The sequence below is a fragment of the Neochlamydia sp. AcF95 genome (assembly GCF_018342455.1).
Classification (GTDB): domain Bacteria; phylum Chlamydiota; class Chlamydiia; order Chlamydiales; family Parachlamydiaceae; genus Neochlamydia.
Genome location: NZ_JAEMUC010000068.1, coordinates 18,079 through 43,322, shown reverse-complemented (window position 1 = coordinate 43,322; position 25,244 = coordinate 18,079). Strand labels below are relative to the sequence as shown.

Annotated in this window: 20 protein-coding genes and 2 tRNA genes; 17 read left to right on the top strand and 5 right to left on the bottom strand. The window is 38.8% G+C overall.

Annotation, left to right across the window (positions count from 1 at the left end):
• Positions 1–130: 130 nt before the first annotated feature.
• Positions 131–574, bottom strand: a complete 444-nt coding sequence (gene trxA, locus NEOC95_RS08215; protein ID WP_213152463.1) for a thioredoxin — start codon at positions 572–574, stop codon at positions 131–133.
• A gap of 1,418 nt (positions 575–1,992) precedes the next feature.
• Here trxA and NEOC95_RS08210 point away from each other — a divergent pair.
• Both NEOC95_RS08210 and NEOC95_RS08205 read left to right on the top strand, forming a co-directional pair.
• On the top strand, positions 1,993–3,453 hold the full coding sequence (locus NEOC95_RS08210; RefSeq protein ID WP_213152462.1) for an ankyrin repeat domain-containing protein: 1,461 nt from the start codon (positions 1,993–1,995) through the stop codon (positions 3,451–3,453).
• Between the two features lie 405 nt (positions 3,454–3,858).
• Entirely contained in the window at positions 3,859–5,319 is a 1,461-nt protein-coding gene (locus tag NEOC95_RS08205; RefSeq protein ID WP_213152461.1) for an ankyrin repeat domain-containing protein, read from the top strand.
• A gap of 141 nt (positions 5,320–5,460) precedes the next feature.
• Here the strand turns inward: NEOC95_RS08205 and NEOC95_RS08200 are convergent, their stop codons facing one another.
• The gene (locus tag NEOC95_RS08200) at positions 5,461–5,640 is read right to left on the bottom strand and encodes a hypothetical protein (RefSeq protein ID WP_213152460.1); all 180 of its coding nucleotides are present in this window, start codon (positions 5,638–5,640) and stop codon (positions 5,461–5,463) included.
• Positions 5,641–6,063: 423 nt separating this feature from the next.
• Between NEOC95_RS08200 and NEOC95_RS08195 the strand changes: the two genes are divergently transcribed.
• Positions 6,064–8,037 (top strand): protein kinase domain-containing protein, encoded by a 1,974-nt coding sequence (locus NEOC95_RS08195; RefSeq protein ID WP_213152459.1) that lies wholly within the window; start codon positions 6,064–6,066, stop codon positions 8,035–8,037.
• Positions 8,038–8,042: 5 nt separating this feature from the next.
• Here NEOC95_RS08195 and NEOC95_RS08190 read toward each other — a convergent pair whose 3' ends face one another.
• A complete protein-coding gene (locus tag NEOC95_RS08190; protein WP_213152458.1) occupies positions 8,043–9,503 on the bottom strand; it encodes an ankyrin repeat domain-containing protein in 1,461 nt (486 codons plus the stop codon).
• An 852-nt stretch (positions 9,504–10,355) separates the two neighbouring features.
• Positions 10,356–11,087 (bottom strand): ABC transporter ATP-binding protein, encoded by a 732-nt coding sequence (locus tag NEOC95_RS08185; protein WP_213152457.1) that lies wholly within the window; start codon positions 11,085–11,087, stop codon positions 10,356–10,358.
• A 363-nt stretch (positions 11,088–11,450) separates the two neighbouring features.
• On the opposite strand from NEOC95_RS08185, the gene NEOC95_RS08180 reads away from it, so the two are divergent.
• Genes NEOC95_RS08180 through NEOC95_RS08170 form a run of 3 tightly spaced genes read left to right on the top strand, consistent with a single transcriptional unit; the run spans position 11,451 to position 15,090 of the window.
• Complete coding sequence (locus NEOC95_RS08180; protein ID WP_349305271.1) at positions 11,451–12,719, top strand: amino acid permease; 1,269 nt, start codon at positions 11,451–11,453, stop codon at positions 12,717–12,719.
• A gap of 11 nt (positions 12,720–12,730) precedes the next feature.
• On the top strand, positions 12,731–13,219 hold the full coding sequence (locus NEOC95_RS08175) for a DUF2760 domain-containing protein (RefSeq protein ID WP_166155209.1): 489 nt from the start codon (positions 12,731–12,733) through the stop codon (positions 13,217–13,219).
• A 47-nt stretch (positions 13,220–13,266) separates the two neighbouring features.
• Positions 13,267–15,090 (top strand): Hsp70 family protein, encoded by a 1,824-nt coding sequence (locus tag NEOC95_RS08170; RefSeq protein ID WP_166155211.1) that lies wholly within the window; start codon positions 13,267–13,269, stop codon positions 15,088–15,090.
• Positions 15,091–15,327: 237 nt separating this feature from the next.
• On the opposite strand, the gene NEOC95_RS08165 is transcribed toward NEOC95_RS08170, so the two are convergent.
• A complete protein-coding gene (locus NEOC95_RS08165) occupies positions 15,328–15,753 on the bottom strand; it encodes a SufE family protein (RefSeq protein WP_166155213.1) in 426 nt (141 codons plus the stop codon).
• 527 nt (positions 15,754–16,280) lie between these two features.
• Between NEOC95_RS08165 and infA the strand changes: the two genes are divergently transcribed.
• The 11 genes from infA (at position 16,281) to rpoB (ending at position 25,243) form a co-directional block, all read left to right on the top strand.
• A complete protein-coding gene (infA, locus tag NEOC95_RS08160; RefSeq protein ID WP_039385545.1) occupies positions 16,281–16,499 on the top strand; it encodes a translation initiation factor IF-1 in 219 nt (72 codons plus the stop codon).
• An 87-nt stretch (positions 16,500–16,586) separates the two neighbouring features.
• Positions 16,587–16,658 (top strand) — tRNA-Thr (locus NEOC95_RS08155).
• Positions 16,659–16,712: 54 nt separating this feature from the next.
• Positions 16,713–17,897 (top strand): elongation factor Tu, encoded by a 1,185-nt coding sequence (tuf, locus tag NEOC95_RS08150; RefSeq protein ID WP_166155215.1) that lies wholly within the window; start codon positions 16,713–16,715, stop codon positions 17,895–17,897.
• Positions 17,898–17,967: 70 nt separating this feature from the next.
• Positions 17,968–18,040: transfer RNA gene (locus NEOC95_RS08145), tRNA-Trp, on the top strand.
• Positions 18,041–18,080: 40 nt separating this feature from the next.
• On the top strand, positions 18,081–18,374 hold the full coding sequence (secE, locus tag NEOC95_RS08140; protein WP_166155217.1) for a preprotein translocase subunit SecE: 294 nt from the start codon (positions 18,081–18,083) through the stop codon (positions 18,372–18,374).
• Between the two features lie 21 nt (positions 18,375–18,395).
• On the top strand, positions 18,396–18,944 hold the full coding sequence (nusG, locus tag NEOC95_RS08135; RefSeq protein ID WP_039385542.1) for a transcription termination/antitermination protein NusG: 549 nt from the start codon (positions 18,396–18,398) through the stop codon (positions 18,942–18,944).
• Positions 18,945–19,106: 162 nt separating this feature from the next.
• Positions 19,107–19,535, top strand: coding sequence for a 50S ribosomal protein L11 (rplK, locus tag NEOC95_RS08130; RefSeq protein ID WP_039385540.1), 429 nt, complete (start codon positions 19,107–19,109; stop codon positions 19,533–19,535).
• A 21-nt stretch (positions 19,536–19,556) separates the two neighbouring features.
• Entirely contained in the window at positions 19,557–20,255 is a 699-nt protein-coding gene (rplA, locus tag NEOC95_RS08125) for a 50S ribosomal protein L1 (RefSeq protein WP_166155219.1), read from the top strand.
• 12 nt (positions 20,256–20,267) lie between these two features.
• The gene (rplJ, locus tag NEOC95_RS08120; protein ID WP_042244067.1) at positions 20,268–20,795 is read left to right on the top strand and encodes a 50S ribosomal protein L10; all 528 of its coding nucleotides are present in this window, start codon (positions 20,268–20,270) and stop codon (positions 20,793–20,795) included.
• Positions 20,796–20,836: 41 nt separating this feature from the next.
• Entirely contained in the window at positions 20,837–21,220 is a 384-nt protein-coding gene (gene rplL, locus NEOC95_RS08115) for a 50S ribosomal protein L7/L12 (protein ID WP_039385535.1), read from the top strand.
• A gap of 282 nt (positions 21,221–21,502) precedes the next feature.
• The gene (gene rpoB / locus NEOC95_RS08110) at positions 21,503–25,243 is read left to right on the top strand and encodes a DNA-directed RNA polymerase subunit beta (RefSeq protein ID WP_502710282.1); all 3,741 of its coding nucleotides are present in this window, start codon (positions 21,503–21,505) and stop codon (positions 25,241–25,243) included.
• The last annotated feature ends 1 nt before the right edge of the window (position 25,244 follow it).

The window sequence follows — 25,244 nt, the reverse complement described above, 5'->3', positions numbered from 1 at the left end:
TTGAGCTTTTCTTTTTGATACTTCTCCAGCTCATTTATCTAAAAGCGAAGTTTTGTTTATTTAAAAGCTTTTTTTTTAAGTTCTCCGACCTTCCTAATAAAAGGAATCACCGGAGAACCTATGAGCTATTTTAATGACCAAAATAGCTTTTGATCATTGAAGCTAGTTGGCTTTTATTCACAAATCCAGAAGATCGACCGAGCTCTTTGCCGTCCCTGATAAAAATAAGGGTAGGAAGAGCTTGAATATTGAAATGATCGGATAAATTTTTTTGCTGATCAGCATTGAGCTTAACAAATAGATAACGGTTACCTAATTCCTTGTTTAATTCCTCAAAAATAGGAGCTAGTTGCTTACAAGGACCGCACCAATCGGTGTAAACATCTAGAATGATAGGTAAAGGATTACTAAGAATTTGCTGAAAATTATCGGCGTTTAAGTAGACGATCGATGAAGCAGGCCTGTTGTACCTGGTCTGAGAGGAGTGGAAATTTTCATGCCTAGTAGGACTAGGAGCCGCAGCTAGCAGTGAGCAATTTAAAAATATAGATAGAGACGCTAATATTTTTTTCATGTTTTACCTCCTTGTTTTATTTATTACTTTAGCAAACTTTCATCATTACAAGCTATTTTAAATTCCATCTTATCTTTAGTGCCCAACCGATTATCAGCTAATACCTACTTAAGCTTCACTTGATGGGTAGCTACTTGTTAAATAAGTGTCCTAGTCCGTTGATTTTTAGGGAGCAAAGGCTACCTTTTCTTCTTCTTTGATTTTCAGATCTTAAGAATGCATGCCTCTTTCGACTCCTTCCCATCCTATCGGAAAAGGATGGTCCTCATAGCCAATAGGGCTTGAAGATGAACTAATACCTGCCATTTGCTTTTCGATAATAAGGCTTTCATTTATATAGAGCTTTACTTCTGTACTTATTAACGATAATCAATGTTCCCTCTTTGGCTTGTTTTAGATAGCGCACTTGCTTTATAACAACTTGCTATAGGTCTTTTGATTTTCAGAAGGTCGTTATTAAGAAAGCGGGTAGCCGAACCATCTAAAAGATTGGATCGTGACGTAGCTGTCGCTTATGCGTTTCAGTTGATTAAAATAATCGTTATAAATGCCCTAGATGATTTGGTCCCATTTCTTTATTCTATTTTCAAAAATAGTAGGTCTACCGAATAATTTTCCAACACCTCTGCACGTAAGTTGAGTGATTCGGTGGCTAATCCTATGATTATTGAGCTAACAAAGAATGTAAAGGCTGCTTATGGAGATGGTGTTTATGATAAATAAGCTTTCTGCTGCTCAATTTATAGTCGAGGTATAAGCCTTTTATAATTTCTCTCGTGAAGAGGAAGGCTAAGCTACGAGATGGGCAAGAGCGAGAAAAAAAGGAGTGCTTTGAAAGCCATTCCACGCTTTGGCAAGAGGATCATGCCAGGCAGCTTGGGAAGAAGCTTTAGGAGTATATAGAAGATGCTTACCGAAACGGTAATGTCTCGTTTTAAGAAAGACTTTGGTAGAGGTTGGCGTTCTATGAAGCTAGCTTTTCAGCGAGCGGGGCTCTAGGTTAAGACTTTTAGCTATGAAAAGGATAGAGAAGCTTAAAATCCTTAAAAGACATTAGGCATTAACTTAAAGGGGGTAAAGCTTGATATAACACCTATAATTTAACCAAACAAAATAATAGATCATTTACACAACAAGGTTGGATTCTCTACTAGGTAAGGAATTAGAAAAATGAAGTTTTATAGGAAAATCAAACTAAAAAACATATTTTCTTATTTTAATTAATAAATATAGGGCTTATAGTTAGCCGCGGATAATTTTTTGAATTAAAGCTTGGAAAGCAAGGATAGCCTATAAACGCTTGGCTATAGCTACTTGCTAGCAATAAATCATTAATATTTCTTAGGATTGATTAAATTGTTAAATAATGCAAGCTTTGCTATTAGCCTTATAAAACATTAAAGAAAGGGCTTAACCTCATGCAAGTTCCAAATCTCTCTCCCCATCCTCTATCAAAGATTTCACCTGAAATTCCCCTATCTGAGATTTCCCCCGAGATCCACAAGATGTTACAAAATCCTGAACTTTACGACATGGTCCAGGGTACTCTATGTGGCCGGCTGATTAAATTGCTTCTAGCACGCAGTAATACCACTTTAGAAAAGCATTTATATGCATACAAAGCTAAAGGAATTGTACTCTCAAAAAGGCTAGAAACCGTATGGGGAATAGCCCAAGCCACAGATAATCAAGAAGCCCTTGATATACTTTATAAGTATAATCCTAACTTAGCTTCCATCTGCCATATTAAGCTTATGGCTCATCGATTTGGTATTGTCGGTAAAAGCCAAATAAATGGGCAGTCTTTTGAGTTAGAAGGTTCTGATCATCGCATTACCTTTCAAGCTCTTTATACTTCGCTTAAACAGCATCTCGACCTTCCTGAGCAAGAGATGATTCTTCCTATTATTGAAATGACCTTAAAAGTTGAAAAAGATCCTCATACAAAGGATCAAATCCTTTTAGATGCCTATCACCAAGGCAAAACAATTTTTTTGCCTTTGCTATTTAGTTTATCTAGAGCCTGTCACATTTATGGTTTTCTCATTAAAGGCAACCGGCTAATCAAGCTTAATAAAGGACTTCACGCAGACCTACCAACAGGCTTACATGTTTATATAATAGGCGATCCTTCTAAGATTAATATTGAATACATTCATAGATTATTGAACACGAATGTATTAAGGACATATTTTGAAAAAGGTGTGGATAAAGAACTTGGCCTTATTCACGACCATTATATCCCTACTACCCTTCAAAGAGGAGGATTTTGTTCTTGGTCTTTAGCCAAAATGGCTTTACGCGGAGGATTTATTTTGGAGGGGATTGAAAATGAAAAAATAAAATATAAAAAATGGAGTCACGCCGATCGTTTTGCCACAGTCATTGATTATCTAAAGCAAGAAAATATAGATCCCCACTTAATCGCTTCGATGTGGTGTAGAACTAAAGACCAAAAAATTAAAGAAGCTTTGGAAGATAGATTAACAACTACGCATATAGCTAATGAAAAATCCACCTCTCTTCATTTAGCAGCAGAAAGCAATAACTTTTCGGTGGTAGAAAAGCTATTGATGGATGGAGAAAATATCCATAGCGAAGATGATGAAGGCTGGACACCCTTAATTGCCGCGGCTTGCCAGGGTCATGTGGAAATGGTGGAATATCTGCTGGAGAAAGGAGCTCATGTTAATAAAACGGGCAAAATAGGCCTTAGTGCCTATTGCCACCTATTGTTTCAGATAGGTGAATGCTCTAAAAATCCTAAAATGGAAAGCCGTATCAATAAGGTTGAAAAGGTTTTAATAGAGAAAGGAATTGACACCGACCTTTCCAATGGTTTTAGATGGATGGCACGGCGCCATGCAGAAAGGTTTTAAAAATTTTGCTTTTATATGCTCTGCAGTTTTTCTACCACTTCATTAATCGTTGGCCTTGTTCTTGGGGCAGGAGTTGCACATTTCTATGATGAGCCTTTCTAAATCTACCTCCGCTTTTTGTTTCAGCTCCTTATGAAAGTAGATTACTGTATTTCCAGGTCTTTTTTTACCATTATATGATTAAGTAAATATGAACTCTAGAAATTGTTTTACTTATTAAAAAATAATTGATAATCCCCGTGACCGCTTACAATTAAAGCTTGGAAAGCAAGGATAGCCTATAAACGCTTGGCTATAGCTACTTGCTAATAATAAAACATCAATATTTCCTAGGATTGATTAGATTGTTAAATAATGAAAGTTTTGCTATTAGCTTTATAAAACATTAAAGAAAGGTTTAACCTTATGCAAGTTCAAAATCTCTCCCCCGCTCCTCTATCAAAGATTTCACCTGAAATTCCTGTGTCTGAGATTTCCCCCGAGGTCCACAAGATGTTACAAAATCCTGAACTTTACGACATGGTCCAGGGTACTCTATGTGGCCGGCTGATTAAATTGCTTCTAGCACGCAGTAATACCATTTTAGAAAAGCATTTATATGCATACAAAGCTAAAGGAATTGTACTCTCAAAAAGGCTAGAAACCGTATGGGGAATAGCCCAAGCCACAGATAATCAAGAAGCCCTTGATATACTTTATAAGTATAATCCTAACTTAGCTTCCATCTGCCATATTAAACTTATGGCTCATCGATTTGGTATTGTCGGTAAAAGCCAAATAAATGGGCAGTCTTTTGACTTAGAAGGTTCTGATCACCGCATTACTTTTCACGCTCTTTATACTTCCCTTAAACAGCATCTAGATGTTACTGAGCAGGAGGTAATCCTTCCTATTATTGAAATGATCCTAAAAGTTGAAAAAAATCCTTATACAAAGGATCAAATTCTTTTAGACGCCTATCATCAAGGTAAAACAATTTTTTTACCTTTGCTATTTAGTTTATCTAGAGCCGGCCACATTTATGGTTTTCTCATTAAAGGCAACCGTCTAGCCAAGCTTAATAAAGGACTTCATGAAGACCTACCCACTGGCCTACATGTTTATAAAATACCTGATCCTTCTAAGATTAATATTGAATACATTCATAGGTTACTGAACACGAATGTATTAATAACTTATTTTGAAAAAGGTGTGGATAAAGAGCTTGGCCTTATTCACGACCGCTATATTCCTACTACCCTTCAAAAAGGAGGGTTCTGTTCTTGGTCTGTAGCCAAACTAGCTTTACGCGGAGGATTTATTTTAGAAGGGATAGAAAATGAAAAAATAAAATATAAAAAATGGAGTCAAGCCGATCGTTTTGCCACACTCATCGATTATCTAAAGCAAGAAAATGTAGATTCCCACTTAATTGCTTCTCTATGGTGCAGAACTAAAGACCAGAAAATTAAAGAAGTTTTGGAAGATAGATTAACAACCACGCATATAGCCAATGAAAAATCCACATCTCTTCATTTAGCAGCAGAAAGCAATAACTTTTCAGTGGTAGAAAAGCTATTGATGAATGGAGAAAATATCAATAGCGAAGACGCTGAAGGCTGGACACCCTTAATTGCCGCAGCATGCCAAGGTCATGCTGAAATGGTGGAATACCTGTTGGAAAGAGGAGCCTACGTTAATAAAACGGGTAAAACAGGCCTTAACGCTTATTGTCATCTATTATCTCGACAAGGTAAATGCTCTAAAAATCCTAACATGGAAAAACGTATTAAAAAAGTTAAGCAATTATTAATAGAGAAAGGAATTGACACCGACCTTTCCAATGGTTTTAGATGGATGGCCCAACGCCATGCGAAAGGATTTTAAAAATTTTGCTTTTACATGCTCTGCAGCTTTTCTACCACTTTATCAATCGTTAATAATAATAGTAATAATAATAATAATAATAATGGGCCAACGTCGCCCATTCTATAAAGAGCCTTTTTAAATCTACCTCCGCTTTTTGTTTTAGCTCCTTACGAAAGTAGATTGCTGTATTTCTAGGTCTCTTTTTACCATTTTAAAACCTAGTCCCATTTTAGCTAAATCTTTATGCCAATTATGCACTTCTTGCTTGCTCACTTCTTCGCAAGTAAAGCCTTTTTTGATCATATAGCAACCATTTAGCTTAGCATATTCAGCTAGCATTTTTGGATCATTGGTTATTTCAAATTCTTTCTGAAATTCTGTTTAAGTTGTCCTTTTAGGCTAATAATTCGCTTTTTCCAGAAGTCTAATTGTCAGTTGATGCGTGTAAATAAGAATTATTTAATTTAAATGTTTATTATTTTTAAATCATTTTTTTTTATAAAAATATATGTTTAAAAAAAAGTTGTAATTATTAATAACTTAAATGGTTGTTGTTTAATTTTTCATAAATACTATTAATGTTTCTTCTTTTAAATTATTTATTTTTTATTTTAATTAAAACAGTTTTTGTTGTTTTTATTTAATAACTTACATTTATTTGTTTTTAATTTTAATAAACAAATGTTTTAATAATTAAATTTATAATTTATAATTAAATTGTTGGTGAATTTGTTTTTTAATAACAATTAGTAAAGGATAGTTATGAATAATGACTATGGTAAGGCTTTAAATTTTTGGAAAGAAAAAGAGGCTCTATCTGCCACTCCTAGAGAGCAAGCATCCGGCGAGAGAAAGATGTCGGGGCAAGTAAAGGTAAGCGAAAAAGCTAGAGAAATCATAGCGAAGACCGATTATCTCTTAAACAGGCCCTCCGAAAGAGGTCTCCTTAAAAGGACAAAGCCAGAACAGAAATCAAATAAGCCTCAACAGCTCGAAGAAAAGCCTCCGTCGAAAGAAATTACTTCAGCAAACGAGGAGGCCAAAGGGCGTGCAAAGCCCGTAAATGTTGAAAAATTGAGAAGAGTTTTTGAAAAAAACCATAAAGAGCAACCATCCCAAGCCAGTAAAGCTGCCCCAGGAAAGATAGCCATTCCTCTAGCCTTTATGACACCTGAAGAAAAAGAAATAAGAAGAAAGATGAAAGGTAAAGAGAAAGAAACAGAAGCTGTAGCTGAAAAATCTATAGTAAATGTAGACCTTACCAAGGAAGCAGCCGCTCTTAGTGAGATTGAGGAGGAGTTGTATCGTTTAAATCAAAAGCTAGATGAAAAGCCAAGCTTAGAAGATTTAAATGCAATTAGAGAGGAACTTAGCGATCTTGAAAAGATACTAAGCGAAGGAAATTTCAAATTATCGCCAGAGCAAGATGATCTCTATTTACAGATTAATAACCTTGAGGAAAAGATTAATAGGCACCAAGAGATTGCTTCAAAAGCAGGAGAATCTCAAATAGACCTGTTTTTATTAGAAACAAACTTATCCCAAAGTGATTCAGAGCAGCTTAGTGAGGAATTAGATAAAATATTAGAAAACCTAGCGTTAGATGCAGATGTAGAATCTAATCACCCTACAGAGCTTGCTACAGTAGAAGGGCAAATTAGCCAGCCATTAAAAATGATGGGCGAGGAATCAAAGCGATTTGACTTTAAGACTATTGAACAAGATATTGCTAGATTGAAGGAAATTCTAAAGAAAAGCCCCAGGGATTTAATTACGAAAATTAGTGCTAAAGGAGCAGGATTGACGCACTCATATACTGTTTACCCTGACGGGAAGATTGCAGTTCACCTGAAAAAAGAAGAATGGATGCGCATTGGAAATGAATTAAAAGCAGGTTTGCTGGGTAAAGGGGGATATAAAAGAGCTAAGTTAATGCAAAATATAGATACTAAAGAAATCAAAGTCAGAGGGGTCTTATTCGAGCCTCTTGATGAGGTAGAGAGAGTAAATATAATCCAATTTATAGAGGATGTAAAAGGCCAACCGCACATTTGTCAAATGGAACATGTGGCATGGAAATCAATGCCTAAAAAACCTGTTTCTATCTGGAGTGCCCAAAAAGCAGGGGGACGCAAGGAGGCTTTTATATCTAAGTATTACCCCTTTTCTGGTGAAAAGGTGTTCTCTTTTATTAAAAGCAATCAGCTTCACAAGCAACTGCATGCCAAAATAGCCCTTCAACTTGCACAAGGAATTCAAATAATGCATGAGAAAGGATGGGTTCATCGGGATCTTAAGCCTGAAAACATCTTCTTGCAATGGGATCCCTCCAATCCCAAAGCAGTAGAGGCTGCTGTAGGGGATTTTGATACTGTCCATAAGAATAGCGACGCCAGCAAGAGAGAAGTTTCCTTAGGCACGCCAGGTTATATCCCACCAGAATATTCAGAGGAAGAGCATGTTAAGGATGCTAGACCTGCAGATGTCTATGCGCTAGGGGTCAGTTTGCTAGAAATGTTCATCAGCCATGGATCTGCTCCCTGGAAGGTGGGTAGGGACCCTATTCCACTTACCTTCTACTTAACGGAGGCAGGTTATAAAGAAGACTTAGAAAAACTAAAACAAAAAGCGAAGAGTGATTTGGAAAGACTTATCATAGAAATGTGTGACCCCGCCCCATCAGCAAGGCCAAAGATTGAGGTGGTGGTAGAAAGGCTGCAGAGAATGCAAAAGTAAAAGTTTTAAAACCTTTCTGCATGGCGTCGGAACATCCATTTAAAACCATTGGAAAGATCTGTATCAATTCCTTTCTCTATTAAAACCTTTTCAACCTTATTGATACGGCTTTCCATTTTGGGATTTTTAGAGCATTCACCTATCTGAGACAATAGGTGGCAATAGGCACTAAGGCCTGTTTTACCCGTTTTATTAACGTGGGCACCTCTTTCCAATAGGTATTCCACCATTTCAACATGACCCTGGCAAGCCGCGGCAATTAAGGGTGTCCAGCCTTCAGAGTCTTCTTCATTGATATTCACTCCCTCCATCAATAACTTTTCTACCACTGGAAAGTTATTGCTTTCTGCTGCTAAATGAAGAGATGTGGATTTTTCATTAGCTATATGCGTAGTTGTTAATCTATCTTCCAAAGCTTCTTTAATTTTTTGGTCTTTAGTTCTACACCACATCGAAGCGATTAAGTGGGGATCTATATTTTCTTGCTTTAGATAATCGATGACTGTGGCAAAACGATCGGCTTGACTCCATTTTTTATATTTTATTTCTTCATTCTCTATCCCTTCTAAAATAAAGCTTCCGCGTAAAGCCATTTTGGCTAAAGACCAAGAACAAAATCCTCCTCTTTGAAGGGTAGTAGGAATATAGCGGTCGTGAATAAGACCCAGTTCTTTATCCACACCTTTTTCAAAATAAGTTATTAATGCATTCGTGTTCAATAGTTTATGAATGTATTCAATAGTGATCTTAGAAAGATCGCCAATTTTATAGACATGTAGACCAGTAGGTAGGTCTTCATGGAATCCTTTGTTAAGCTTGATTAGCTGGTTGCCTTTAAGGAGAAAACCATAAATGTGACAGGCTCTAGATAAACTAAATAGCAAAGGCAAAAAAATTGTTTTGCCTTGATGATAGGCTTCTAAAAGAATTTCGGGCATTATAGTGGGATCTTTTTCAACTTTTAAGGTCATTTCAATAATAGGAAGAATGATTTCTTGCTCAGGAAGATCTAAATGAAGTTTAAGCGAAGTATAAAGAGCTTGAAAGGTAATGCGATGATCAGAACCTTCTAAGTCAAAAGGCTGCCCATTTATTTGGCTTTTACCAACAATACCAAATCGATGAGCCATAAGCTTAATATGGCAGATGGAAGCTAAGTTAGGATTATACTTATAAAGTATATCAAGGGCTTCTTGATTATCTGTGGCTTGGGCTATTCCCAATATAATCTGTAAACTTTCGGAGAGCACAACTCCTTTAGCTTTGTATACATATAAATGCTTTTCTAAAGTGGTATTACAGCGTGCTAGAAGCAATTTAACCAGCCGGCCACATAGAGTACCCTCTACCATAGCGTAAAGTGCGGGATTTTGTAACTTCTTGTGGAGCTCGGGGGAAAGCGCGGACAGGGGAATTTCAGGTGAAATCTTTGATAGAGGAGCGGGGGAGAGATTTTGAACTTGCATGAGGTTAAACCTTTCTTTAATGTTTTATAAGGCTAATAGCAAAGCTTTCATTTAAAACTTTACTTTTCTGATTCCTTATCTAGTAGAAAGTCTAAATGCTTTTGATGTTTAATAAAGTTAGCGGAGGCATATTCTATGTGGGTCAATACTCAAGATTGCTTACTATTCGTCTATCCTAGTTAGGATATGCATCTGTAGATGCACTAAAGAGCTTGGGCAAGAACGTAAAGAAGTTAAGCTATACCCTTCCCTAACCGATATAGCGTTTGATTTTTGTGGGATGAAGTTTTATGAGGAAGGAGATTGCAAAATCTGTTAGCTTTGGAAAGACAAGCGGAGAATTTGAAGGAAGATCTACTTAAGCATGTGTCCAAATCCATAGAAGATTATTTTGAGGGAGGTGACAAAGAGCAATAAAGCGGATGATTTAATAACAAACTAGATAATCTTTTAAGTTGCCAAAGGGGCTAAAAGTTTCTTATAGACAGAAAGCTTATGATAGATAAGCTTGCTACCCATCCTCTATTCAAAGCATAAATCCCTTAGTACCTCCACAAGGAGAAGGAACCTGAAGCCTAAAAACTGACAAGACCTGGCTGGAGAAAAAGAAATAGTGCGTGGAAAGTTATGTAGAGCTTGGGAGGGAATTTTTTCTTTAGGAAAGGGCTTATCAGTAAGTAGAACTATAGCGTAAGTTTTAGTTTAGGAATAAGATAAAAAAATTGGAATACCTAAAGGGCTAGGGGTGCTAACTTAGTAGCATAAGGCTGGGCCTTAAACAAACGAGCTACTAGATTATTTATCTAACAAGGCCCTTTAGAGGAGGAAAATTAAAAGGTCATACTTATCAGCTTAATTTATCAAATTGAAGAGGGCCTGCCGGATTTCCTCTGAAAGGGTTGCATAGTGGAGTGGATCATGCCGCACGTTATTTTCTATTTTCCATATCTTATAAATAATTCCATCATGCAGCAATAAAATACGGTCTGCCAGATAAATAGCATCACGAAAGTCATGGGTATTCATTAAAATGGTACAATTCAATTTCTCTTTAAGTTTACGTAATAGTTCATAGATCTGCTCACGAAGTACTACATCTAGCTTGTTAAAAGGCTCGTCCAGCAGCAGGAGAGGGCGTTGTTGCAAAAGAGCACGGGCGAGAGAAACCCGTTGGCGCATTCCTCCAGAAAGTTGCTCAGGATATAGATTAGCACTTTCTTGGAGGCCCATTTCTGAGAGCAAGCTTACTGCTTTTTGCTGGAGGGATAAGCTAGAAGAAGGCTTTTTCCCTAATTCTGTAGGCAGGAGTAAGTTTTCTAGAATTGTTCTCCAAGGAAGCAAAAGATCTTCTTGCGCCATAAAAGCAATGGATTCTGCAGGGTAACCTGTGGCCATGCTAATCACCCCTTTTTCAGTCGGTAATAGGCCTGCAAGGAGTTTAAAGAGAGTCGTTTTCCCTGATCCTGACCATCCTACTAAAGAGATGACTTCGTTAGGTGATATATCTAACGAAAGATTTTTTAATATCTTTTTTTCCCCGAAAGAAAAAGAGAGGTTTTGAATTTTTAATAAGAAGGTTGGCATATTTACTCTTTAAGTCTTTTTTATCTTAATAAAAGAGGGGATTGAATGAAACAAAAGCTTAAAGATGGATAGACTGCCTTTCAAGGACCTTGAACAAATAGATGAGTTGCTGGATGGATGTCGCTATTATAACAAGCTTTATTGAAAAGTTTAGAAAATTTTTTACTTCAATCTTCTTTGATGTCTTGAAAGTATCTTCCTGGAAAGGAAAAAAGTAGAGAGTTTGGCTAGCTTTTAAGAGGGCAAAAGATAAACTGCATTGCATGACACTCTACTATTAGTTCTGTAGTTGTTTCCTCTTGATGACTATCACTAAATTATCTATGATCATCTCACTAATTTTAAAATTTATTAAGGAGAGTTGTGGAAAAAAGTCTCGTTCCTTCTAAAGGAACCGTTTTGTCAGCTATGTTTCTTGTAGCGGGTTGTTGTATTGGTGGAGGAATGCTTGCTTTACCTGTTGCCACAGGTGTGAATGGCTTTATACCTTCTTTGGTGGTCATGGTTATCTGTTGGATAATGATGACAATTACAGGTCTACTTTTATTGGAAGTTAGCCTGTGGATGGAAGAAGGTGTCCATGTTGATACCATGACACACCGTCTTTTAGGAAATATGGGACGTGGGATTAGCTGGATTCTTTATCTCTTTATTTGTTATGCCTCGCTTGTTGCCTATACAGCAGCGGGAGGCCATCAGCTAGCTCTAGCTTTCGACAGCGTTTTCAATCTTCCCTTGACTAAAGAGCTAGGGTGTACGATTTATATCTTAACTTTTGGGCTCGTTCTCTATTTAGGGAGTGCTATTGTAGGCCGAGTCAATGCAATTTTATTTATGGCAATGCTTGCTTCCTATGTAGCCTTAATTAGCATAGGGATGCCCGAAGTACAAGTTACTTATTTGAAATATAGTCATTGGACAGGTTTTCTATTAGCTATTCCTTTAATGTTGGCCTCTTTTAGCTATCAAACAATGGTGCCAAGTTTGACTCCTTATTTAAAAAAGAACTTAAAGAGCTTACGTTTAGCAATTATTGGAGGGACTTCTATTACCTTTATAGTATATGCTTTATGGCAATGTATGATGCTGGGGATTGTTCCCGTAGAAGGGACCCATGGCTTGGCTCAAGCCTTGATTGATGGTAAGCCTGCCACTCTTTTTTTAAATGAACATGTGCACGGAAAGTATGTAGCAAGTATTGCTCATTTTTTTGCTTTTTTTGCCGTTGTCACTTCTTTTTTAGGGATTGCTTTAGGGCTATTTGATTTCCTTTCCGATGGATTAAAAATTAAAAAGATAGGAATAGGGAATGTAATATTAGGCATCTTAATCATCGTGCCTACACTTGTTTTTGCTACTCAATTTGAAAGAGTGTTTGTAGTCGCTCTAGATTCTTCGGGCGGTTATGGAGATACAATCTTAAATGGTTTTATTCCTGTTTTAATGGTTTGGATAGGCCGATATTCTAAAGGATATCCCGCTTATTTTCGTGTGCCGGGAGGAAAATTACTGCTAAGTCTAGTATTTGTATTTTTTCTTCTATGTTTATTGCTTGAGATTTTTGTACATACCGGCTATTTATCCTCCGTGTATGAAGCCTATGAACTTATCGAAAAAAGAATCGACATTTAGGAGAAACTACCATGAATTTTTTATTAGCTATAAAAGCATTTATTAAAGCTTGGAAGGAGCCCACTAAGGCTTTGGCTTTTCTAGATGATTCGGTGAAAAATTTAGAAAGCCCCAAGCAAGACTATTCACATTTGCGCTTGCTCGCTTTATTGCAGCAGTCAGGGCGGCTTATTGATTTCTTAAAAGAGGATATTCATGCTTTTACTGATGCTCAAGTAGGCGCGGCTGTACGCCAAATTCATCAAGAATGTAGTAAGAACTTGGAAGAACTGGTAACCATACGTCCTATCATGCTAGAAAAAGAGGGAGCAATGATTACAGTACCCAAAGGATATGATACTGCAGCTATAAAAGTATCAGGCCAAGTTAGGGGAGAGCCTCCCTATATAGGAACTATTGTTCACCAAGGCTGGAAAGCTCATAAACGATCTTTGCCGATGAAAATGGCAGAACAAGCCTCCGAAATTATTTGTCCTGCAGAAATTGAAGTTAAAGGATAATTAAAAAAATATTTTTCTCTCTATATTGTATATAAGGTATTTTAATCATGGTCTCTTCTAGCCATTATATTATCGGTATTGATCTTGGAACGACTAATTGCACTTTAGCTTATACGCAAGTTGATGATAATAACCCCGTTATTCATCAATTTTCTATTCCCCAGGTCATGGAGGCTACAACCTTAGGTGAGAGCAAGGCTCTTCCCTCTTTTTTATACTTTCCCTTATCAGAGGAGCTTTCTGCAATTCCTCTAGAGTTAGCAGATTTTTTTAGCTCTAACAAATGTGTAGGATCGTATGCTCGTCATAGAGGAGCTGAGCTGCCTACTCGGCTCATCTCGTCAGCAAAATCCTGGCTTTGTCATCCTAGCATTAATCCCCATGACCCCCTTCTTCCTCCAGATTTTGATGAAGAGAGCTTGAAAATAAGTCCCTTGCAGGCTTGTTCGGAATTATTGCGGCACATGCGCTTAGCATGGGAAAAAAATATGCCGCAAGTTCCATTTAAAGAGCAGCAGGTCTTAATTACGGTTCCTGCCTCTTTTGACCCGCGAGCCCGCCAACTTGTCGAAGAAGCTGCAGCTTTAGCGGAATATCCCGCTATTATTCTTCTAGAAGAACCTCAGGCAGCCTTCTATGCATGGCTACATAGACATGCCCAAGATTGGCGTAAAATCCTTAAAGTGGGAGATCATATTTTAGTAGTAGATATTGGGGGAGGAACTACCGATTTTAGTGTCATCTCCGTAATTGATCAAGAGGGAGAGGTAGGGTTAAAACGCATTGCCGTAGGATCCCATTTATTACTGGGTGGAGACAATATAGATCTAGCGTTAGCTTACCTTGCAAAATCTAAATTAGAAGAGCAAGGCCATTCTATTGATGAATGGCAACTTAAAGCTTTAACACATGCTTGCCGACAAGCAAAGGAACAGCTGTTTGCATTAGCACCCTCTCAGCAAGTGGACATCACTATTATGGGAAGAGGACGTAAATTAATAGCCAATTCTTTAAAAACATCTATAACCTTGCCTGAAGCCCAAGAATTAATTCTGCAAGGCTTTATGCCTATAGTAAATCCCGAAGAACGTGCTCATCATGAAAAGCGTTTAGGCTTGCAGCAGATTGGCTTGCCTTATGCGCAAGATGCGCGTATAACCTGCCAATTAGCTAAATTTTTGTCTATGACCGGTGAAAGTGAAAGCCCAAGCATGGATAATTTTCTAATGCCTACCGCTGTCCTCTTTAACGGGGGAACCATGAAAGCAGAAGCGTTTTGCCAAAGAGTAGTAGAGCAACTTAATTATTGGGCTACAAAAATGCATAGAGAAACGGTAAAGGTATTGGCAGACGGCGATCTGGATTACGCTGTGAGCTATGGAGCTGTTAGCTATGGACTTGCTTGTCGAGGGCACGCCATAAGGATTAAAAGCGGTACAAGTCGCAGCTTTTATGTGGGCGTAGAAGAGGCTACCTTAGCAGTGCCCGGTCTTACGCCGTCTCTTAAAGCTGTGTGTGTAGTACCTTTTGGCATGGAGGAAGGCTCAGAACAAGATTTACCGGGGCAAGAATTTGCCCTCGTAGTAGGACAGCCAGCTACCTTTCGCTTTTTTAGCCATGCGACTAAAACATTGTCGAATGGTATAGAACCTGCAGTAGGAACCCTAGTTAAAAATTGGAAACAGGAGCTGACCGAGTTACCTAGCATAGAAGCATGCCTAGATCGTATGGAAGGAGATGGAAAAGTGATCAATGTTAAGTTAAAGTCTCGGATGACAGAATTGGGTGTACTGGAGCTATGGTGTGTATCAGCAGATGGGCGTCAATGGAAGCTAGAATTTGAAACGCGTAAGGAAATAAATCCGTCTTAATGAAGGAGTTAGCTGCTAGCCAATAAAAAATGGTGGAAACTTTTCTTTAAGTGGCCTAAAGTTTGGTTTTTTTTATCCTGTCTTATAAAAGCGCCTGGTATTTTATTTTTTACGCTTTTCTTCTTATAGATAACTTAAAACTGGCCCCATCCGTAAAATTGCAAAAGCCATGTACGAAGCGGGCAGAGGATTAAGTTTAAGAAAATTTAATATTTAGATCGGCGGGCAATAAGCTATTTACTTAGCTGTTAATAATCTGAGGGCGTCTTGCTTCATGCGTAGATGTACACTATAGAGGCCGTTGGCACGGCTAGGTGTTAAGCTAGCGCGAATACCCAACTCTTCTAAGAATGTCGGTGCACAGGTTAAAATAGATTCTGGTGTTTCTCCATTATAGACATAAATAAGAAGAGCTGCTAGCCCGGCAGAAATTAAAGCTTCAGACTCCACTTTAAAATAGACATTTCCCTCTTTTAAAAAAGAGTGTAAATACATGACACTTTGGCAGCCTTTAACGATATTCTCAGGGGTCTTAAGATGCATTTCCAGCTTTGTTAATGTTCGCCCCATTTCCATGATCTTTTTGTATTTAGACTCTTCATTAGGGCAAGCTGCAAAAAGAGCTTTTAATTCATTTTGTTTTCTTTCAAAGGTGGGTGACATAAGGAAATCTATCAAATTCAGTATACAGCTCTAATATCTACTTTATCTTAAAGCTAAAAATATTTAGGGAATAGCAAACTTAACCACGCTTAAATAAACTGCAACTAGTAAGTGTTTGCAAAAAATGAAATTTTTAATTTACAGCTCTTTATCTTTTTAATAAAGAGCCTGCGTTAAGTGGTTGATTATCCCGAGGAAATAATAGCTCTCCTATCGTTTATTTGCCATATTAAATTTTTCTTTGGCTTGTATGTTTCTTAGGGGTAAGCAAAGAGAAGTACAATCAAAAATTCTTAAAAAAAATGCAGACGCTGCGCCTTTTTAAGATAAATATAAAAATCATCCTTGCAAGGGTGGTGTAATATAGCAGAAAAAGTAGTAGGAGGTTAGCTAAGCGATATTCCCCCAAAGTAAAATAATTTTCATGGATTTAACATTTATGCTTGACATTTAACAGATTTGTGTTAATTTATTCTACACTAAATAAATCGTTTCTATTTCTTCAAAGACATAAACCCCAATATAGCATGGCAAAAGAAGATACTATTAAATTGGACGGCACTGTAGAAGAGCTGCTTCCAAATATGACCTTTAGAGTGTCCTTACAAAATGGCTTAAAGGTTATAGCCCATCTATGTGGAAAAATGCGAATGAAAAATATTCGTGTTTTGGTAGGAGATGTGGTGACTGTAGAGATGTCTCCTTATGATTTAACGAAAGCTCGGATAATTTTCCGCCAACGTTAAGAATATGGAAGATCCTAATAATTGTTGATCTTTTATATAAAAAAAGCTAAACTTTTATGCTTTTGAGTTTGCAGACAAAAATTGCTTGCCCAGATAGCTCAGTGGTAGAGCACTTGCATGGTAAGCAAGCGGTCGAAGGTTCAATTCCTTTTCTGGGCAAAAAAGAAAAAATAAATATATTAACGTCCTTACTGGAGTTTAACGGAGGATATAATGGCAAAACAATCATTTCAACGTAATAAGCCTCACGTAAACGTGGGCACTATTGGCCACGTCGACCATGGCAAAACAACTTTAACAGCCGCTATAACAAAAGTATTGGCTGAAGCAGGCGGAGCAACTTTTAGAGACTATGCTTCGATCGATAATACACCTGAAGAAAAAGCACGTGGTATCACTATCAACTCCACTCACGTGGAATATGAAACTGATGCTCGCCACTATGCACACGTTGACTGCCCCGGTCACGCTGATTATGTAAAAAACATGATTACAGGTGCGGCACAAATGGATGGTGCTATACTTGTGGTAGCTGCCACGGATGGTGCTATGCCTCAAACTCGCGAGCACATCCTATTAGCTCGTCAGATGCAAGTTCCTGCGATCGTAGTGTTCCTTAACAAAGTAGATATGCTAGGTGAAAGCGATCAAGAGTTGCTTGACTTGGTGGAATTAGAATTGCATGAGTTACTCGAATCCAAAGGCTATAAAGATGTACCTATTGTTAGAGGATCTGCTTTAAAAGCTCTCGAGGGAGATGAAAAATATGTGGAAGCAGTTAAGCTTTTAATGCGCACTGTTGATCAGCAAATTCCTACACCCACACGAGAAATCGATAAGCCTTTCTTAATGCCTGTTGAAGATGTATTCTCAATTTCTGGACGTGGTACAGTAGCTACTGGCCGTGTGGAGCGAGGAATAGTCAAATTAAACGATAAGTTGCAGTTAGTCGGGTTAGGTGAAACACGTGACACTGTAGCGACAGGGGTAGAGATGTTCAACAAGTCGATGGATGAAGCACGTGCCGGTGAAAACGTCGGTCTTCTTCTTCGTGGTCTTGAAAAGACTGATATCGAGCGCGGAATGGTGTTGGCAGCTCCCGGTACTTGCACTCCTCATACTGAATTCAAAGCGCCTGTATATGTCTTGACTAAAGAAGAAGGTGGTCGTAAGAAGCCTTTCTTTACAGGTTATCGTCCTCAATTTTACTTCCGTACGACAGACGTAACCGGTACTATTGAATTGCCAGCAGGCGTAGAAATGGTTATGCCTGGTGATAACGTGGAGATTATTGTTAAATTAATTGCTCCAGTAGCCATGGAAAAAGGTATGCGTTTTGCTATTCGTGAAGGCGGACATACTATCGGTGCTGGTACAGTATCAGAGATTATCAAGTAAGTGTTAATGTAAGTGTGTAGAGAAATAGGTGGGTAGCCTACAATTTTCTACACACTTAACTTAATGATGAGGGTGTGTAGCTCAGCTGGTAGAGCAGCGGTCTCCAAAGCCGCCGGTCGGGGGTTCGAATCCCTCCGCACTCGTAATGAAGTAATCACAATGAGAGTAGGTTGGAGGTAAAATATGGTAGTCGAAGCAAAATTAATGGAAGCGAAGAAAAAACAACAGCCTACCCTTAATGCCTCTAAAAATAAAGAAACTGTGGCGGCTAATAAAAAAATACAAGTAGCTGACTTTGTTAGCGAAATTAAAGCTGAGCTTAAACGTATTAACTGGACGAATCCTGAAGAATTAAAAACTTATACTCTTATTGTGGTCGGTGCCACATTTTTTTGTGGAATGGGTATATATTTTATGGATTTACTCATTCAAGCGTGCCTTTGGTTTTTAGAGTCGGCTTTGCGTTTAGTAGTTTAAGATTAATAACGGCGGTGGTTAATGCACAAATGGTATGTCGTACAGGTTTTCTCTACACATGAAAAAAAAGTCAAGAAAGCATTAGAGGAGCACCGAGACCTCAAAGGCATGAGCGAGCTTATCGAAAAAATTTTGCTGCCCATTGAAAATGTTTCTGAGGTCAAAAAAGGACAACAGAAAATTATAGAAAGACGTTTATGGCCGGGCTATCTCCTTGTAAAAATGACTCTAACAGATGAGTCTTGGCATTATGTTAAGCAGACTGCCGGAGTCATTGAGTTTTTAGGTGGAGATAAGCCTACAGCTTTATCTGATGCTGAGGTTGAAGAAATTCTTAGAGATCTAGAAGATAAAAAACAAAAAGTTACTCAACGCCACAAGTTTGAAATAGGCGACAAAGTTAAAATTATAGATGGTGTATTCGTTAACTTTATTGGAACGGTTTCTGAGGTCTTCCATGATAAAGGCCGTTTGAGCGTATTGGTTTCTATTTTTGGGCGTGATACACGGGTGGATGATCTAGAATTTGTACAAGTGGAAGAAATTAACGAAGAAGCAGAATCAAGCTAGAGATCATGAGGAGACGGCGCTTTAAATAGCACTACCTTGAAGATTTCAATTAAGATAATATATAATGAGTGTGACAAAAAACTCAGCTTTGATGCTTTAGCTGCTTCAGACCCCTGCCTCGGGGTGTCACATGTTAAGATGAATGGTGGATAGAAGGAAATTATGGCAAAAAAAGTTGTTAAAATTATTAAGTTGCAAATTCCAGCAGGGAAAGCTAATCCAGCTCCACCTATTGGTCCAGCACTCGGTTCTGCCGGTGTAAATATTATGGCATTTTGCAAGGAATATAATGCTAAAACTCAGGCGATGGCAGGAGATATTTTGCCCGTCGTCATCACTGTGTATGCTGATAAAAGCTTCACATTTATTACAAAAAAGCCCCCTGTAGCAGAACTATTGAAAAAAGCAACAGGTGTAGCAAAAGGGTCGGCCGTACCTAATCGAGACAAAGTGGGCAAAATTACTAAGGCGCAAGCGTTAAAAGTGGCTGAAGAAAAAATTCAAGACATGAATGCGCGCGATTTAGAAGCTGCTACACATATCGTTCTAGGGACAGCACGTTCCATGGGCTTAGAGTTAGTCGCTGAATAAACTTATAAACAAAAAGAGAATATGGGTCGCCAAAGCAAAAGAATTCGGGAGGCAGCAAAACTAGTGGATGTTACTAAAACATACACAGTTAAAGAAGCTGTCGAAATTTTAAAGAAATGTCCGCCTGTTAAATTTGATCAGACGCTTGACGTGGCTTTAAAAATGGGCGTGGACCCTCGTAGAACGGATCAACATGTCCGCGGAACTGTATCACTACCGAATGGTACAGGAAAAACGATTTCAATACTCGTTTTTGCCAGAGGTGAAAAGGTTAAAGAAGCCTTAGCAGCTGGAGCCGACTACGCAGGTGACGACGAACTTTTAGAAAAAGTTAGCGGGGGATGGAGCGGCTTTGATGCCGTTATTGCCACCCCAGATATGATGCGCGAAGTAGGTAAGTTAGGTAAAGTTCTTGGCCCTCGAGGACTCATGCCAACACCCAAAGCTGGAACCGTAACCACTGATATCGTTAAAGCTATTCATGAGCTCAAAGCCGGTAAAATTGAGTTCAAAGTGGATCGCCATGGAATGATTAACAATGGATTGGGTAAGCTATCTTTTGCGCATGATAAACTTGAAGAAAACATAATGGCATTTTTGCATGCTGTGCAGAAGTCCAAACCAGCTGCAGCGAAGGGACAATTTATGAAGTCTGCGTACCTTTCCTCTACGATGGGGCCCGGCTTAAAAATCGACCTGCGTGCAATTGAGCAAGCTTAAAGGAGTTATTTTATGAGAGAAGAAAAGCAGCTCCTTTTAGATGAAGTACAAGATCATATTCAGAAAAATGATTCTTTTTTGATCATGCGCTACAGAGGCTTTACAGCTAATAAAGCTAACGAATTTCGTGGCGACCTAGCTAAGCAGGGTGGCTTCATTGAAGTTGTGCGTAAGCGTATTTTAGTGAAAGCAGCTAAAGCAGCAGGGCTTGATATAGATATAGACTCACTAGAAGGGCATATAGGAATTGTTTTGGCAGGGCATGAGCCGCTTGATACAGCAAAGTATGTATACAAGTTTAGCCAGGACAATGGCAAAGTTGTTGAAGTGATTGGTGGCCGTTTTGAAGGCCAACTGTACAATGCAGCTGAAATGGAGGCCTTAGCTAAGCTGCCCAATAAAGATGAAATGCGTGCGCAGCTACTTGGCGTTCTTCAAGCACCGATGTCTGAGACATTGGCAGTCATGGATGCAGTGTTGTCAAGCGTGGTTTACTGTTTGGACAATAAATGTAAGCAAGCCGGCGAAGATAATAATTAACCCATTAACATAAAGTTTTTAGAAATTAAAGAGGTAGTACTGTGAGTAAAAAAACAGAAGATTTAGTCAATACACTCAGCGAATTGAGCGTATTAGAGATGTCTGAGTTGAAAACTATGCTTGAAGATAAGTGGGGCGTTAAGGCCGCTGCTGCTGCTGTGGCAGTTGCTGCACCTGCAGCTGCTGCGCCTGCTGCTCCAGAAGCAACTGATTTTCAAGTGACTTTGGTTGAATCCCCAGCTGATAAAAAAATCGGTGTCATTAAGGTTGTACGCGAGATTACAGGTCTTGGCTTAAAAGAAGCTAAAGAGCTCGTAGACGGTGCTCCAAAAGTGGTCAAAGAAACAGCCCCCAAGGCAGAAGCTGAAGATATTAAGAAGAAGCTAGAAACTGCAGGTGCTAAGGTTACACTCAAAGGACTCTAAGAAAGTTTTTTTGAGTTTTATCACCCAGGTAGTGAAATTAATATTTCCCTACCTGGGCTCATCTATTTTTAAGTTTGGCTTTTTGGTATAGAATTAAAAATGTAAATTAGGAATTGATATTTTGGTTCTTGAAAAATATAGTCGATATATCTGTCCTTTAGGGTTAGTGGTAGATACTATTAGTAAATATCAGTCTATCTTTAATTCTACACCTATCATCCAAACAATTAAGTTAAGTTACACAGGGAGACCTTCAGAATGTTGAAAAGGCCGCCGCAACGCATGAGTTTTATCAATAAAAAAGAAATTATTGATCTTCCGAACCTTATTGAAATCCAAATAAAATCTTACAATCAGTTTCTTCAAGCTAATAAGTTCGCCGATGAGCGCGAAAATATCGGTTTGCAGGAGGTGTTTAGCGAGCTGTTTCCTATTAAGTCTTATGACGAAAAGACTATCTTAGAATACATCTCTTATAGCCTTGGTGTGCCTAAGTATACTCCCGAGGAGTGTATTCGCCGAGGAATTTCTTATAACGTCACGTTAAAGGTTAAGTTTCGGTTAACAGACGAGACGGGCATCAAGGAAGAAGAAGTGTACATGGGCACTATCCCTGTCATGACTGATAAAGGTACCTTTATTATTAATGGTGCTGAGCGCGTGGTCGTTTCTCAGTTGCATCGCTCTCCTGGGATTAGCTTTGAGCAGGAGCGGCATACAAGAGGAAATGTTATCTATTCCTTCCGCATTATTCCTTATAGGGGAAGCTGGCTAGAAGGCGCATTTGATAGCAATGATCTTATCCATATTTACATCGATCGTAAGAAAAGACGTCGTAAAATTTTGGCAACAACTTTTATCCGTGCTCTGGGATACTCGACTAATGCCGATATTATTGAAGAGTTTTTTAGTACCCGCAAAGTTAAGATTAAAAACGAAAAAGAATTCGTGAAATATGTAGGTAAAATCCTTGCCCAAGACGTTATCGATGAAGATAGTGGCTTAATATTTGGTAAAGCAGCAGAAAAATTAACGACAGCCATGTTAAAACGCATGATAGACGCAGGTATTGAAGTCATTCGTATTGCTGAAGACGCCGATGAAACAAGCCCTATCATTAAAATGCTAGCAAAGGATCCTACTGATTCCTATGAATCCGCTCTAAAAGATTTTTATCGCAAAATTCGTCCTGGTGAACCTGCTACTTTATCGAACGCCCGTTCTGCTATTATGCGTTTATTCTTTGATCCCAAGCGCTATAATTTAGGTCGTGTAGGTCGTTATAAGCTTAATTCAAAATTGGGCCTGGAACTTACCGACGAGCAACTTCAAACCGTCACTTTGACGAAAGAAGATGTCATTGGTGCTTTAAAATATTTAATTCGTCTTAAGCAAGGTCGCGATGATGTTAATATTGATGATATTGACCATTTAGGTAATCGTCGCGTGCGTTCTGTAGGTGAGTTAATTCAAAATCAATGCCGTATTGGCTTGGCTCGCATGGAGAAAATTATTCGAGAAAGAATGAATCTTTTTGATTTGTCTTCGGATACCTTGACTCCCGGTAAAATTGTTTCCGCTAAAGGTCTTTCGGGTGTGCTTAAAGACTTCTTTGGTCGCTCTCAATTGTCTCAGTTTATGGATCAAACTAACCCCATTGCTGAGCTTACCCATAAACGTCGTCTTTCTTCGCTTGGACCTGGCGGCCTGAATCGAGATCGCGCTGGCTTTGAAGTGCGTGACGTTCATACAAGCCACTATGGAAGAATTTGCCCAATTGAAACTCCTGAAGGCCCAAATATTGGTCTGATTACCTCTTTATCTTCTTTTGCTAAGATCAATGAGTTTGGTTTTATTGAAACACCTTATCTAATTGTGCGCAATGGCATAGTCACCGAAGAGATCGAGTACATGACTGCAGATCAAGAAGAGCGCTGTGTAATTGCCCAGGCTTCTGCTACCCTGGATGAACACAATATGTTTGCTGATTCAATCGTATGGGCACGTTATCGCAGTGAACCGTTAGAAATTGAATCATCCAAAGTTACGCATATGGATGTTTCGCCCAAACAATTAGTCTCTATTGTGACAGGATTAATTCCTTTTCTTGAACATGACGATGCTAACCGAGCTTTGATGGGCTCTAACATGCAACGTCAAGGTGTACCTTTGTTAAAACCTGAAGCGCCTTTAGTAGGAACAGGATTAGAAGCAAGAGCTGCAAGGGATTCTGGCGCCGTAGTAGTAGCGCAAGAAGAAGGGGTTGTGGAATATGTAGATGGTACAAAAATTGTTATTTCTCCTTTAGATAATCGTATGGAGAAAAAAGTTTATCTGTTGAAGAAATTTTTACGTTCGAACTCCGGTACCTGTATTAATCAGCAACCGCTTGTAGAAGTAGGAGATAAAATAAAAGCCGGCGATGTAATTGCCGACGGACCTGCCACAGATAAAGGTGAAGCTGCGCTTGGGCGTAACGTACTGGTAGCCTTTATGCCTTGGTTTGGCTATAACTTTGAAGATGCCATTATCATTTCCGAAAAATTATTACGCGAGGATGCTTTCACTTCAATTTATATTGAAGAGTTTGAATTAACAGCTCGCGATACGAAATTGGGTAAGGAAGAGATTACACGCGACATTCCTAATGTATCAGAAGAGGCTTTACTTAATTTAGGGGATGATGGTATTATACGCATAGGTGCTGAAGTAAAGCCAGGCGATATTCTCGTTGGTAAAATTACACCTAAATCTGAAACTGAACTTGCTCCCGAAGAAAGATTACTACGCGCAATTTTTGGCGAGAAAGCGGCTGATGTAAAAGACGCTTCATTAACAGTGCCTCCTGGCACTGAAGGCGTAGTCATGGATGTGAAGGTCTTCAGTAGACGAGACCGTTTATCTAAAACCGATGATGAGTTGGTGGAAGAAGCTTCTCGCTTGAAAGATATTCAAAAAGAATACAAAGCTAAGCTTCATGAAATTCGTATAGAAAGGCGCGAACGTCTAGGTGCCTTGCTGTTAAATGAAATGTCTCCAGGTACTATTGTTCATCGCAAGACTGCGGAAGTTATTCTTGAAGAAGGTGCTTTAATCAATCAAGAGATGATTGAAGCAATTGAAAAAGAAAACATTGAAGATCTTCTCACGCCTGATAATGAGCTTTTCCAAACGCTTAAGCAAATTCTGCATGATTACACCATTGCTATGCAAACTCTGGACACTCAGTATAAAACTGAGGTGGAGCACATGAGGAAGGGTGATACTGATTTAGACCCCGGTATTATACGCCAAGTGAAAGTTTACGTAGCTTCTAAGCGTAAATTACAAGTGGGAGATAAAATGGCAGGCCGCCACGGTAACAAAGGGGTGGTCTCAAGAATCGTGCGGGAAGCTGATATGCCTTATATGGAAGATGGCCGGCCTATTGAAGTCATCCTCAATCCTCTTGGGGTGCCTTCTCGTATGAACATGGGCCAGCTTTTCGAAACTCACTTAGGTTTTGCGGCTCGTGCTGCAGGAATCTGGGTGCAAAGTCCTGTTTTCGAAGGTTTTCCAGAAGAAAAAATCTGGGAGATGATGAAAGCCCAAGGAATGCCAGGAGATGGGAAATTTTATCTCTACGACGGATGTACAGGCGAACGTTTTGATAACTCCGTAGTCGTAGGTTACATTTATATCTTAAAGCTATCTCACTTGGTGGCTGATAAAATTCACGCACGCGCCGTAGGACCTTATTCATTGGTTACTCAACAGCCGTTGGGTGGTAAGGCGCAAATGGGAGGACAGCGCTTTGGTGAGATGGAAGTTTGGGCGGCTGAAGCTTATGGTGCAGCACATGTGTTACAAGAGTTACTTACGGTTAAATCGGATGACGTGTCGGGACGTACAAGTATATACGAATCGATTGTTAAAGGTGATAATTTGCTCAAAGCAGGAACACCCGAATCCTTTAACGTTTTGATAAAAGAGATGCAAGGCTTAGGCCTTGATGTTCGCACAGAATCCGTGGTAACTGAATAGA

Excerpts from the sequence above, each read along its gene's own strand:
- trxA (WP_213152463.1), bottom strand. The coding sequence starts at position 574 with ATGAAAAAAATATTAGCGTCTCTATCTATATTTTTAAATTGCTCACTG.
- NEOC95_RS08210 (WP_213152462.1), top strand. The coding sequence starts at position 1,993 with ATGCAAGTTCCAAATCTCTCTCCCCATCCTCTATCAAAGATTTCACCT.
- NEOC95_RS08205 (WP_213152461.1), top strand. The coding sequence starts at position 3,859 with ATGCAAGTTCAAAATCTCTCCCCCGCTCCTCTATCAAAGATTTCACCT.
- NEOC95_RS08200 (WP_213152460.1), bottom strand. The coding sequence starts at position 5,640 with ATGCTAGCTGAATATGCTAAGCTAAATGGTTGCTATATGATCAAAAAA.
- NEOC95_RS08195 (WP_213152459.1), top strand. The coding sequence starts at position 6,064 with ATGAATAATGACTATGGTAAGGCTTTAAATTTTTGGAAAGAAAAAGAG.
- NEOC95_RS08190 (WP_213152458.1), bottom strand. The coding sequence starts at position 9,503 with ATGCAAGTTCAAAATCTCTCCCCCGCTCCTCTATCAAAGATTTCACCT.
- NEOC95_RS08185 (WP_213152457.1), bottom strand. The coding sequence starts at position 11,087 with ATGCCAACCTTCTTATTAAAAATTCAAAACCTCTCTTTTTCTTTCGGG.
- NEOC95_RS08175 (WP_166155209.1), top strand. The coding sequence starts at position 12,731 with ATGAATTTTTTATTAGCTATAAAAGCATTTATTAAAGCTTGGAAGGAG.
- NEOC95_RS08170 (WP_166155211.1), top strand. The coding sequence starts at position 13,267 with ATGGTCTCTTCTAGCCATTATATTATCGGTATTGATCTTGGAACGACT.
- NEOC95_RS08165 (WP_166155213.1), bottom strand. The coding sequence starts at position 15,753 with ATGTCACCCACCTTTGAAAGAAAACAAAATGAATTAAAAGCTCTTTTT.
- infA (WP_039385545.1), top strand. The coding sequence starts at position 16,281 with ATGGCAAAAGAAGATACTATTAAATTGGACGGCACTGTAGAAGAGCTG.
- tuf (WP_166155215.1), top strand. The coding sequence starts at position 16,713 with ATGGCAAAACAATCATTTCAACGTAATAAGCCTCACGTAAACGTGGGC.
- secE (WP_166155217.1), top strand. The coding sequence starts at position 18,081 with ATGGTAGTCGAAGCAAAATTAATGGAAGCGAAGAAAAAACAACAGCCT.
- nusG (WP_039385542.1), top strand. The coding sequence starts at position 18,396 with ATGCACAAATGGTATGTCGTACAGGTTTTCTCTACACATGAAAAAAAA.
- rplK (WP_039385540.1), top strand. The coding sequence starts at position 19,107 with ATGGCAAAAAAAGTTGTTAAAATTATTAAGTTGCAAATTCCAGCAGGG.
- rplA (WP_166155219.1), top strand. The coding sequence starts at position 19,557 with ATGGGTCGCCAAAGCAAAAGAATTCGGGAGGCAGCAAAACTAGTGGAT.
- rplJ (WP_042244067.1), top strand. The coding sequence starts at position 20,268 with ATGAGAGAAGAAAAGCAGCTCCTTTTAGATGAAGTACAAGATCATATT.
- rpoB (WP_502710282.1), top strand. The coding sequence starts at position 21,503 with ATGAGTTTTATCAATAAAAAAGAAATTATTGATCTTCCGAACCTTATT.